Raw genomic sequence first — 13,216 nt, 5'->3', positions numbered from 1 at the left:
ATCAGGGAAAATTTTACTTTTTTTTTAAAATAACATGAAATTATACTATTCGAATACAAACATATGTTTAAACAAATAATAATTGTAATATTCCGATAAATAATAGTTTTATTCATTCTTTTTAATCAGAATAATCCAAAATTTTATTAAAATAAATTTAGAATTATTGATCAGATTTTATAGATTAGCATTATTAATCAAAACAAGCTTTTCTTAAGCACTTACTTTATTTAAATTTATTTTATCAATCTATATTAATTAAACTATGAATATTTTAACACATAAGAACATTCATCAAAATTGCAGCTAATCATTTGTTTAAACATTAATTGTTTAATAAAATACGCTATTTAATTGCTTTTAGAATCTTCACTAGATTCTAGTTATAATTTTAATTATTCCACTTTCAATTAATTTAAATTAATAGAGTTAGTTAGAACTTAACTTTCTCATAAAAACTAATTTATTATACTCTCTTGAAGGGAAATAAATAAAAGACTTGTTATAATACACAACGTATTAATAATATTTATTTTCGTATTACTCAATAAACCAGCATTTGAGTAACTCTCACTTTTATGTCTTTTTTTTAATCCTTTTCAACAAGTTTCTCTTCTCGTACACTTAATTCCGCTTTGAGGATGTAATTATATTCATTTTCTAATGTTATAATCTACATTACTAACTGGTATATATAAGCGTTATCCAAAAGAGGCAAATAAATATAAGAGATCATCATTGTATTCTAATTCTATATCCGTATAGAAATTTTAATATTTTTTTTAAACCATTAATTTATTCATAAAGGTAATTTTAATTTACTTTTTAGACGCATATAACAAAGTCTAAACAACAATTTTAATTTCCAATTCAATTTATTTTATTATGAGAAGAGCACTATTGCTTATTTCTTTCCTAATAGGTATGTCCTTTTTTGCATACGCTCAGGAGAGAACAATTTCCGGTGTTATCAACAATGAAAATGGCGAACCATTACCGGGAGTTGCCGTTATTATCAAAGGTACAACAAATGGTACTGTGTCAGGAATTGACGGTATGTATCGTCTAAAAGTGACAGAAGAATCTCCTACACTTTTATTTAAGCTAGTAGGCTTTGTAGAAGTAGAAAGAGTTGTAAGTGCAGGTTCTACTTCAGTAGATATTTCCTTACAGGAAGACTTAAAACAACTTGACGAAATTGTCGTTATTGGTTATGGTACTCAAGAGGACCGTTATATGACGCAGGTTGTTGATGTTGTTAATCCAACAGATTTTGAAGGAATGCCTTTTGCATCAACACAAGAACTTTTACAAGGTCAAGCTGCTGGTGTTCAGATGGTTTCAACTTCAGGAGTTGCTGGTTCAGCTGCTACAGTAAGAGTTAGAGGAGTGTCATCAATTTCAGGCGGTACTCAACCTTTATATGTAGTTGATGGAGTTCCATTAAATGATGGTACATACTCACTTGCAAACGGTGGTGTAGCCCTTAACCCAATCTCTGATATCAACCCTAATGAAATTGAGTCAATTTCGGTATTAAAGGATGCTGCCGCTGCTGCAATTTATGGATCTAGAGGTGCAAATGGTGTAATTATCATCACCACCAAAAAAGGTGGAACTGGTAAAACAAACATCAATTTTGATTACTACACAGGTTGGTCTGAGCCTACAAATATGGTAGATATGATGAGTGGTGAAGAGTTCTCTCAAATCAAAAGAGATCATGCAATTGCTCAAGGAAATCCAGAACCAACTTATCCAAATGAGTCACATGATTGGGTAGAAAGTGTATTAAGAACAGGTAGAGTTTCATCATACAACTTGTCTGCTTCTGGCGGTAACGAAAAGACAAAATTCTTCATGGGTGGTACTTATTTTGAACAATCTACTTTCGCTATTGGTAACGAATTACAACGTTTAAATGGTCGTTTGAATGTTACACATAGTGTTAATGACAAGATAAATACTGGTGTCAATATTTCAATCTCAAGATCATTAAATGATAGAATTAGTTCAGATAACTCTACTTTTGCCCCTCTTACATCTGCATTATTACAGAATCCTACAGTAACTCCTTATAACCCTGATGGTTCATATAGAGACACTGGATTTATCGAAAACGTAATTGCTTTAGAAGATTTGGCACAAAGTGACCTAGTAACAAATCGTATCATTGCGAATGCCATTGCTAGTGTAGATTTATACAAAGGGATCACTTTAAAAACTGATTTTGGTATCGACTTATTAAACACTGTTGAAACACAAAGATTCCCTGAGTTAATTCAACCAGATGGGTCAGGATATAAAAGAGATATCAAAGATTATAAGTGGTTAAATACTACGACTCTATCGTATGATAAAAAATTAGGTGATCACACATTTGGTGTAATAGGTGGTATTAGTTTTGAAACTTCATCTTTAGATGCAATTGCTGTTGAAGGTAATGGTTTTGTTAGTGATGATTTACCAAACGTTGGATCAGCTTCAAACCCAACTTTAACAAGTGCTACAGGTTCTGAGTGGGCATTATATTCTCAGTTTATCCGTGCTAACTACAGATATAAAGATAAATATCTTTTGGAAGTTTCAGCAAGACGTGATGGTTCATCAAGATTTGGTGAAAACAAAAGATATGGTAATTTCTGGGCCGTTTCAGGCGGTTGGGTAATTTCAGAAGAAGCATTCTTAGACGGTGTGACTTGGTTAGATAACCTTAAGCTATCTGCTTCATATGGTCTTTCTGGTAATGATAGAATTGGTACTTTCCCTTCTTTAGCTTTATATGAAGGTGGTACTGCATCAGATTACAACGGTGCTGCTGGTTTAAGACCTACAACACCTGCAAATCCAGATTTAGGATGGGAAACTTCAGGAATGTTTGATGTTACTTTAAATGTTTCTGCATTGAATTCAAGAATTAATTTAGAAGCAAGTGTATGGCAAAAAACAACAACAGACTTACTTTTAAATACTCCTTTAGCACTAACTACAGGTTTTGCTAGTAGAACTGAGAATGCTGGTGAAATGCAAAACAGAGGTGTTGATTTGACATTGTCTGGTGATATTATTAGAACAAGTGATTTTATTTGGTCTTCTAGCTTCAACATTGGTTTCTTACAAAATGAAATCATCTCTTTGCCAGGCGCTGCTGAAGATAGCGAAGGTAGACAATTTATTGAAGGTACAGCTTCTCAGAGAGCAGTTGTTGGTGAATCGATTAGTGAATTTTACTTAATCCGTTACAAGGGTGTTAACCCTCAAACAGGAGATGCAGAATGGTACACAAAAGACGGTGAAATTACTACAGCTCCAACTCCAGACGATAGAGTAATGGTAGGTTCTGCTTTACCTAACTTTACAGGTGGATTTAGAAATACATTATCATACAAAGGTTTTGATCTGAATGCATTCTTTACTTTCTCTGAAGGAAATATGATCTACCATGGAGATATGAGATTCTCTGAAAACTTAGCTTCAGGTTTCAATAAGAGTACTGCAATTCTAGATTACTGGCAACAGCCGGGTGACAATGCTTACTTCCCAAGCTTAGCAAGCCCGACTTCAAATACATTTGCACAAAGATCAACAAAGCAATTATCAGATGCGTCATTCATACGTCTTAGAACATTAGCTTTAGGGTACACTTTACCATCAAGCCTACTTCAAAAGACAAAATATGTATCTAGTGCAAGAGTTTATGTTCAAGGAACAAACTTATGGACAATTACAAATTATGAGGGATGGGATCCTGAAGCAAATGGTAATGGTACAAACCCATTAGCTCAAGGAGAAACTTTCTTTACTCCTCCTCAACCAAGAGTTATCCAAGTAGGTGTAAGTTTAGGCTTATAATCAGAAATGTCATTACATAAACGAATACAATCAAAGAAATAACAATGAAACAAAATATAATAAAGACCTTTGCTATTTTATCACTTGGTGCAGCTTCGCTATCCTCTTGTGATGATCAGCTAGACTTAGTACCTCAAGATCAAATTACAGCAGATTTTGCATTTGCTGATGAAAGATCAGCGAGAGGTTCATTAATGGGTGCTTACAGTAGAATGCAAGACTTAGATGTGTTTGGATCTATGCCTGCTGTAATCAACGAATACATGGCAGATAATGTAAACTTTGCCGGTTCATTTGTAACATTACAAGATATCAATAATTATGTTACTCGTGCAGATAATGGATCTCTAGAAGCTATTTGGAGAGATCACTACAGAGTATTCTTAGCTGCCAATGCAGTAATCGCGAATACTATGGAAGTAGCAGATGTTGGATTTACGGATGAAGAAAAAAATCAAGTTGTTGCTGAAGCAAAATTTGTAAGAGCAATTACTTATTTCCAATTGGTAAACCTATTCGCTCAAACATATACTTTTGACAATGGTGCTAGTTTAGGTGTTCCATTAGTTACAACTCCTTTTAATGGAGAAATTGAATTACCTGCAAGGTCTACAGTAGCTGAAGTTTATGCTCAAATCATCAAAGATTTAGATGAAGCAGCTCCACATTTATCTACAGGTACTGGGCCAGAGTTAGCAACATTAGGTGCTGCAAATGCCTTAAGATCTCGTGTCTATTTATACATGGGTGATTGGGCAATGGCAAATCAATATGCTGATGATGTAATCGGAAGTGGATATACTTTAGCAACAGATTATTCTTTCTTTGGTGATAATAACACTGCTGAACATATCTTTAACCTTCAGAACTCTGCTATTGATAATGGTAGAACAGGTTCCGGTGGTTGGGCATCATATTATAATGCTGCAACTGAAGGAGGTAGAGGTGATGCACCTATTCACTCAGATCTTATTAATGCTTATGAAGCTGGAGATTTGAGATATTCTAGTCTTGTTCAAGAAGGAAAAGTGGATGCTCAAGCACAACCTGCTGTATTTACATTAAAATTCCCTGATGCTGTTGGTAATGCTGATAATGCTCCATTATTAAGATTAACAGAAGTACATCTTAATAAAGCTGAAGCTTTAGCTGAATTAAATGGTAGAAATGCAGCTTCATTAGACATCATCAATGAATTAAGAACAAGAGCTGGCGTAAGTACTTATGCCTTAGGTGATTTTGCTTCAGATCAAGCTTTTATTGATATGATTCTTGAGGAAAGAAGAAAAGAGTTAGCTTTTGAAGGACATAGAAGACCTGACCTTTTAAGAAGAGGTTTAGATCTTAGAGCTGGCAATCCAGATGCAGCTTACGGAGCCAACAAAACAATTATGCCAATTCCACAATCTGAATTGGATATCAACCCTAATCTACAACAGAATAGTGGTTATTAATCGAAAATAATTGAATTTGGAAGTGGTTTCTTCCATATATATTAAACGGGATGGAACATATTAATTAAACATCCCTTATACCTTTGTTTAACGCAAACACCTCTCAATTTTTAAATGAGAGGTGTTTTTTATTTTAGTAAATACTTTTTTCTGGATAATGAGGATTTGGAACGAATATATCGTTTTCATAATGATCTGATCTGTTCGCTAACTCCCATATTAATGCCAACCCTAAAAGAGTTCTTTTATACACTAAATCAAAGTTTACATTTTCATAATCATCCAAAGGTTGTCTAATAAACTTTTCTGATTGATCTCCTAATATTGTAGTAGGAATACCTGAGTAGACCAAAGGTCCTCTAGCTGATTTTTGATATCCATACCCAGATTCAATGATATTGTAAGCTAATTCCTGGTTATCAGCTACTTTTTTAATAATGTTAGAATATTTAGTGGAATGACCATCTAATCCGAATAGAGAAATATAATTAGGTTCTTGTTCTGCACCTTCTTTTATTCCACCTAATTGATTAAATGAAATGTTTGCAATAATTTTTTCTTTTGGAAAACCAGACCTTTCACAGAAATATAATTCTCCTGTTTTCACAAAACTACTCGCTGCAAAATTGACGAATAAGATAGACCTTTTAGGTCCCATTCCTAATTTCTTTGCCTGCATCATTATATTGGCTAATTCCATGACCGCTGCAGTTCCTGTTGCATTCGAATTTGCTCCGTTAAAAACTACCCCTTTTTGCATTCCAATATTATCATAATTAGCATGCACTAAAATTATTTCGTCTTTTAATTCACTTCCTTCGACATAGGCTAGAATGTTTTCATTTTCATATTCCACATTTTTAATCTCAATATCAGCGTGAACAGTTGTTCTAAGAAGTTTTTGATCTTTTTTCTTTAAACGATTAAATTTACTTATCATTTTTTGCTGTTCTTCTGAAAATAGAGATAGAAAATTTATCCAATTACTAAATACATAGAGATTATCTTTACCAGTACTTTTAACTTTTGCAGGATCAAGAGTTGAAAATTGAAAGGAATTATTTACTCCTTTAAAATCATTATTTTTAGTATGGTATTCATCATCATTAATAGAAAGAAATATTTTTGCTGGTATATCCTCTATTTTAATATCATTTTCCTTATTAAAAGGATTATATCGTTCTGAATAGGCTACTATTTGGTTTTTCACTTTTCTTCTATAAACATTTTCCATCGAAAGCTTATCCATATAGACGATATCGATATCTCCTTTAAAAGAAAACTCTCTACTTAAAACATCAAAATTAGTTTTGTTTAGAATAGCATTTTTATTAGAAATAGTAAATTTGACAGGTTGAAGAATAAAAGTGAAAAAGGATTGACTTCTACTATCACCATACTTTTCTATGCCTGAAATAGTATAATAGTTTGAAATATAATCTGCAGCCATTTTCTCTCCACCTGTTAAAGGACTTCTTCCTTTCATTTTATCTGAAGAAAGCGTCTTAACATGTTTTTTGAGATTCTCTACAGTAACAAGGTTCTCAAGTCTATTAAGCATTGTAGAGTCAGTGACTAATATTTCATCAGTCTGACCATAGAGTATAGAAGTACAAAAAAGTAATAAAATAATTGAATAAGTTAGTTTCATTATTGAAAATAGATTGGTTGAATAAATAAAAGTACTAATCTAAGTTATCAATAATAAATAGCATTACAAAAATTAGAAAGCTTCACGGCTTGTTAACCAAACTCCTTGTTGATCGTAATTTCCAAAACCAAAGTCCATTCTAAAATTTAATTTCATATCTTCCACCAATTGGAATCTTAAGCCCATACCTAGTGAATACTTTACATTTTCAAAAGCATTCGTGCCATTGGATCCATAGACATTACCTACACTTGCAAAAGCCACAACACCCACTCTCCACCATAAATGTCTACGGTATTCGGCTTGTGCCATATAAAAGTTTTTATCAATAAAACGATTGGGCTGAGCAATACTTCTCAGACGCTTTGATCCTCCCAATGTATTTAAATAATAAAAAGGAATATCACCACTCTTCATATGAAAAGCAGCAAAGAGACCAATAATATTTTTCTCATTTCTAATTTTAAAAAATTGGCTAGCTTCTGTGTAAAAATGCCAAAAGATATAATCATTACCGAAAGCTTGTGGATAAGTGGTAAATGAAGTTTGAATAAAAACTCCTTTTGATGGATAAACAATATCGTCTCTTGTATCAAATTTTAAAATGGGCCCTAAACCTAAATTAAATCCACCTTGTATACCTTCAGTTGTTTCCCTAAGATGAGGTTCGCTTTCAATTTCTTCGATTGTATTACTTTGAATATCATAATGTAACCCTAGAAAGAGGGTTTGTGTTAACTCATAACTCACTTCTCCAAAACTTGAAAATCTACGGTTGAAATAGGAAGTGGTATCTTGAGGCACTTCTTCATTTATCCCATAATAAGTATTCGGAACATATTGATACACACCAGTGAAATACATATTCCATTTTCCTTTACCAAACATAATTAAACTAGCATCAACATTGAAAAGGCCTTTTGTAGATACTAAAAAGGAAGGTATTAAGGTTGTAGGACGGTTGAAACGGGCGTGTTCATTTTTCTTTTTATTTTTATCATGAAAAGTAATCACTGGCATCAAGCCAACAGAGAGTCCTTCTTGCTCACTATAACCTCCCATAGGATAAAATACGGACGTAAATACTTTATTTTTATAGGTGATGATATCTAATAATTTATCAACCGTATTTTTGTTTTTTAGTGAATCAGATTCCTCTATTTTATCCTGTCCTAGAGTCAAATGACTAAACAATAGAAACAGTACAAGACATTTAAATGTTCTCATTAATTTAGGGGATGCAGAAATGGGTTAATTGATATTGAATGGTTATTAATTAAGTGGTATAATTAGTATACTTGTAATATAGTATTTTTCTTCATTCAATGATAAAAGAACTATTTTTTTCTAAAACTAAAACTATAATTCATGGTAAAAGTATTATTTTTTGTGTTACTATTTATAACAAATACTTACTTTTTGTTAGCTCAAGATTACAAACAAAGCATCTTAATTTATCAAGAAAAGTTAAATGAAGAATATAAAAATCCTAAGAAATCCCCATTGTCGTTAGAGCAAAGAAGAAAATTTAAAGGGCATAAATTTTTTAAAATTGATTCTACATATCGTGTTATCGCTCATTTTGAAAGAGTTAAAGATGCTAAGCCTTCTGGCATGCAGACTTCATCTTCTAAAACTCCTATTTATGAAAAGTATGGTGTAGCTACATTTTCTTTAGATGGAAAGGAATATCAATTGAGTATTTATCAAAGTCATCGACTAAGAGAAATCCCTAAATACAAAGACTATCTTTTCTTACCTTTTATGGATAAGACAAATGGCAAAACTACCTACGGAGGAGGACGTTATCTAGAGGCTACAATTCCTGATGGCGATTCTATTATTATTGACTTCAATAAAGCATATAACCCATATTGTGCTTATGCAGAAGGTTATGCCTGCCCTATACCTCCTCTTGAAAACAGGTTGCCCATTGAAATAAAAGCTGGTATAAAATTAAAGAAATAATAAGTAACAGCTCACAACTCTTGTTACGGATATATCATTTGGTTAAACCATAGTTTTAATTAATAATTACAAACAACAACATGTAGTATTTTTAGTATTTACATTTGTTTTTTATAAGTCCTTAAACTTTGCTAAATCCAATTTTTCGTGATGTTAATACAATACAATCATGTAGTAGAACTCAATTTTCATAGTACTTTTGCATCAGCAAATTTATAATAACTAATAACATACTTACCTATTATCATATCTATGAAAAAAGTAATACTTCTACTTATCCCATTCTTCGGATTAATGGGATGTGCTAACAATTTCGATTCTGAAATTTCTTTGGATTCAGGTTTTAAATCTGTTGTGGATTTAGAGAATCCGAATACAATTTATGTAACAAAAGATTCTACTATTAATGTAATTGTTTCTTCTTGGGATAATCATAATATAATTGTATTAGAAAATGCTACATTAACTGTCCAATCAGTATGGACAATGAGTGGTGGTAGTATTACAATAAAAGATAATGCAGGTATTTATGTTAATGCAGGCGGTACAGTAGCAATTCAAGGTACAGATTTTGTTTTAGAGACTGCTAATAGTTCAGTTTGTGCGAATAAAGATGCTAATTCAGTTTTCATTAATGATGATGATATTACACCTTCTGATGATGCTACAGGTGATGTTTGTTTTAACGAAGCAGATCTTCCAGTAGAAATGATCTCATTCAATACAAAATTAGAAGGTCAATCTGCTCAATTAACTTGGGCTACAGCAACAGAGTTAAACAGTGCTTCATTTATTGTAGAGAGATCTATCGACCAAAGAAACTGGGAAGCTATCGGTGAAGTAGAAGCTGCTGGTAATTCAAATACACGTATCGATTACTCGTTCACTGATGTACAAGTACCTTCAGCAACAATTGCTTACTATAGATTAAAGCAAGTTGATTTAGATGGTGTTTATGCTTTCTACGGTCCAAATGCGGTTCGTTTAACAAACACTGATGTTGCTGTGACTGTTTACCCTAACCCGGTTCAATTCGGAGAGAGTGTAAATATCCTTTCTAACTTTGATGAGATGGAAGTTCGTATGTATGATGCTTCTGGTAGAACTTACTTCCAAGAGAAGTCTGATCTTAATCACGTGAAAGTTCCAATGATCTACGGTACAGGTATGTTGTTCGTAGAAGTAAAAAATGGTAAAAATGTAATTACACAAAAACTAATCGTAAACTAGTTTTTGACCTTATATATACACATTTAAAACCCAATGCTGATGTACTTCGGCATTGGGTTTTATATTTTCTAAAGGTTTTTATATAAAATCCGTTTAATGGGCATTTTATAAAATTTTTTAGTTATAATATTAAAAGAGTTCGTTGTCTTGTAATCGTTATACATACCAAACACAGTATAACACACTACATATAACAATGAAAAAAATATCACTATACCTCATTTCGCTACTAATGTTTTCTGCGTGCTCTAATAGTTTAGAGACTGAACTTTCGTCTTTCTCAGCAGTAACATTTAATGAAGATTCTGCCATTGATCCTTATACTTTCGGTAAAGACACTGTACTCCATGATCAATACAATACTTGGAATAATCAAGATATTGTGATCAAAAAAGGTGTTATCGTTGAAGTTGACAATTTGATCATGGTAGACGGTTCAATTACTGTTGAAGAAGGAGGACAATTGTTAATCTCTACCATGGCGACAGTAGTAAATGTTGATTTCAATCTAATCAATGGTGGTAGTGTTTGTTCAGTACCTGATGTTGAAAATATGGGTATTTATATCAATGGCAAACCTCTTGGCAATGGAGAATGTTATTCTGAAGCTGATCTGCCCGTTGAAATGATCTCATTCAATACTAAATTAGAAGGACAAAATGCTCAATTGAATTGGGCTACAGCATCTGAAGTAAATAGTGCTTCATTTATTGTAGAAAGAAGTATTGATCAAAGAAATTGGACAGCAATAAAAGAAATTAAAGCTGCAGGAAATTCAAATACACGTATTGACTATACATATACTGATGAAAATGTACCAAGTGCATCAATCGTCTATTATAGATTGAAACAAATAGATATGGATGGTGCTTTTGCTTACTATGGTCCTAACGCTGTAAAAGTTCAAGCTTCTAACACTACACTTACCGTTTACCCTAATCCTGTAACTTTTGGAGAAAATGTAAACATCCTAACTAACTTCGATAAAATGTCAGTTAGAATATACGATGCTTCTGGTAGAACATACTTTGAGACACAAACGGAATTAAATCACATCCAACTTCCAATGAATTTTGGTAAAGGAATGCTTTTCGTTGAAGTTAAAGACGGTAGTAAAAAAGCAACACAAAAATTGATCGTTAACTAAGATTCGATTAAATCATATAAAAATAGAAGCCTTTAACATCTTGAATTTGTTAAAGGCTTTTTTGTATATAAATACATATAATTTCAAATATTTGTAATACTCTACACTTCAGCTACTTAAATATAACTTTCATAATCGTAATTTATATATCAATAACCAATTATTGTCTTTTTTTTAAGAATAGCATCTCGTTTATAGAAAATGTAACAATTATCAATCATACAATAATGAAAAAACTTACATACCTTATATTTCCAATATTTGCTATTCTAATGGGCTGTTCTAACGATTTCGAAACAGAGACTGGAACATTCTCTAAAGCAAAAATGGCTGATCTTCAAGACGATCCAAATACAATTGTTTATAATTATTCAACAACTATTGACAATCTTATTTTAGGTGGTGTCGATAATGAAACTGACCTTTGGGATCATAAAACAGTAATCATTACAGATTCAGGTATTCCTGGTGACACAACAATCATTACAGTTAAAAAAGGTGTAGCTGAAGATGCTACAATCATCTTAGAAGGAAATGCTGTTCTTTATTTTGATGCTGGTAAGAACCCTGATACTGGTAGAACAAGAACTGTATCTGTTGAAGATTATTCAAAAATCTATTTCAATGGTGGTTATAACAAAGTTTGTGTATTATCAGGAGCTTTAACATTCAATGGTGAATTATATCTTGAAGGATGTTATTTAGAAGATGACTTCCCTGGTTTCAACCCTGACCAACCTGTTGATATGATTGCTTTCACTTCTGAAATTTCTAATGAAACGACAGCCACTTTAAAATGGGCGACTGCAACAGAAGAAAACAGTGATAAATTTGTAATCGAAAGAAGTACAGATAATAGAATCTGGACGAAAGTTGGTGAAGTAAAAGCGAATGGTAACACTAATCACAGAATTGATTATTCTTTTGTAGATGAAACATTACCTTCAAACAATGTTGTTTATTATAGATTAAAACAAATTGATCTTGATAACCAATATGCTTTATATGGTCCTAATGCTATCAAAAAATCAAATTCATCTTCAGACGTTACCATCTACCCTAACCCAGTAGTATTTGGTGAGAAAATGAATATTCTTACGAACTATGATAACATGACGGTAAGACTTTATGATGCAAGTGGTAAAACGCATTTCGAAGGTGGATCACACACTAACTTCACTTCTATTCCAATGATCTTTGGTAGAGGTATGATGTTCGTTGAGGTGAAAAGCGGTAAAGATAAAATCGTTCAAAAAGTAATTATCAAATAAATAATTACAATTAGAGATATAAAAAATCCTTTCTTGGTCAAACAGGAAAGGATTTTTTGTATTCTTGAATCACATTAGCTATATATACAACTCTCATTAACTGATATATATATCACTCTTTTATAGTTACTTATATCACCTGTAAAATCGAATATTATAAGTTTATAACTGTTTTTTATATTTTTTTACACTTAGACCTCCCGTTATTAAAGCTATCATCATTATCATTCAAACAATTATGAAAAACCTTAAGTACCTTATTTTCCCGTTTATTGCTCTTTTAGTTAGCTGTTCAAATGATTTCGAAACTGAAACTGGAACGTTTACTAAAGCTAGAATGTCTGATTTAGAAGCTGACCCAAATACAATCGTATATAATTACTCAACAGTTATTGAAAACTTGATCTTAGATGGTATTGATAACGATACTGACCTTTGGGATCATAAAACAATTATTATTACAGATTCTGGTATTCCTGGTGATACAACAACTGTTACCATTAAAAAAGGTGTTGCTGAAGATGCAACAATCATCTTAGAAGGTAACTCTAAATTACATTTTGATGCTGGTGTAGCTGAAAGTGGGCGTTTAAAAACAGTTTCTATTGAAGATAATTCAAAAATATTCTTTAATGGTGGATAT

At 32.1% G+C, this 13,216-nt stretch carries 9 protein-coding genes; 7 read left to right on the top strand and 2 right to left on the bottom strand.

Annotation, left to right across the window (positions count from 1 at the left end):
• The first annotated feature begins 885 nt into the window (after nucleotides 1-885).
• Entirely contained in the window at nucleotides 886-3,852 is a 2,967-nt protein-coding gene (locus tag ACXAHM_RS20340) for a SusC/RagA family TonB-linked outer membrane protein (protein ID WP_474964000.1), read from the top strand.
• A 44-nt stretch (nucleotides 3,853-3,896) separates the two neighbouring features.
• A complete protein-coding gene (locus tag ACXAHM_RS20335; protein ID WP_474963997.1) occupies nucleotides 3,897-5,306 on the top strand; it encodes a RagB/SusD family nutrient uptake outer membrane protein in 1,410 nt (469 codons plus the stop codon).
• Between the two features lie 133 nt (nucleotides 5,307-5,439).
• Here ACXAHM_RS20335 and ACXAHM_RS20330 read toward each other — a convergent pair whose 3' ends face one another.
• A complete protein-coding gene (locus ACXAHM_RS20330) occupies nucleotides 5,440-6,957 on the bottom strand; it encodes a M28 family metallopeptidase (RefSeq protein ID WP_474963994.1) in 1,518 nt (505 codons plus the stop codon).
• 72 nt (nucleotides 6,958-7,029) lie between these two features.
• A complete protein-coding gene (locus ACXAHM_RS20325) occupies nucleotides 7,030-8,184 on the bottom strand; it encodes a BamA/TamA family outer membrane protein (protein ID WP_474963990.1) in 1,155 nt (384 codons plus the stop codon).
• Nucleotides 8,185-8,325: 141 nt separating this feature from the next.
• On the opposite strand from ACXAHM_RS20325, the gene ACXAHM_RS20320 reads away from it, so the two are divergent.
• The 5 genes from ACXAHM_RS20320 to ACXAHM_RS20300 all read left to right on the top strand — a co-directional run.
• Complete coding sequence (locus tag ACXAHM_RS20320) at nucleotides 8,326-8,925, top strand: DUF1684 domain-containing protein (RefSeq protein WP_474963987.1); 600 nt, start codon at nucleotides 8,326-8,328, stop codon at nucleotides 8,923-8,925.
• A gap of 252 nt (nucleotides 8,926-9,177) precedes the next feature.
• Entirely contained in the window at nucleotides 9,178-10,155 is a 978-nt protein-coding gene (locus ACXAHM_RS20315; RefSeq protein ID WP_474963984.1) for a T9SS type A sorting domain-containing protein, read from the top strand.
• Nucleotides 10,156-10,351: 196 nt separating this feature from the next.
• Nucleotides 10,352-11,302: a T9SS type A sorting domain-containing protein gene (locus ACXAHM_RS20310; protein ID WP_474963982.1), complete on the top strand. Its 951-nt coding sequence runs from the start codon at nucleotides 10,352-10,354 to the stop codon at nucleotides 11,300-11,302.
• Nucleotides 11,303-11,529: 227 nt separating this feature from the next.
• The gene (locus ACXAHM_RS20305; protein WP_474963980.1) at nucleotides 11,530-12,573 is read left to right on the top strand and encodes a T9SS type A sorting domain-containing protein; all 1,044 of its coding nucleotides are present in this window, start codon (nucleotides 11,530-11,532) and stop codon (nucleotides 12,571-12,573) included.
• Between the two features lie 238 nt (nucleotides 12,574-12,811).
• On the top strand, nucleotides 12,812-13,216 hold a 405-nt coding region (locus ACXAHM_RS20300; RefSeq protein ID WP_474963976.1), incomplete at its 3' end, for a hypothetical protein.

The organism is Flammeovirga sp. AWQ4_249 (assembly GCF_056161045.1).
This window is presented reverse-complemented; position numbering and strand designations above follow the sequence as displayed.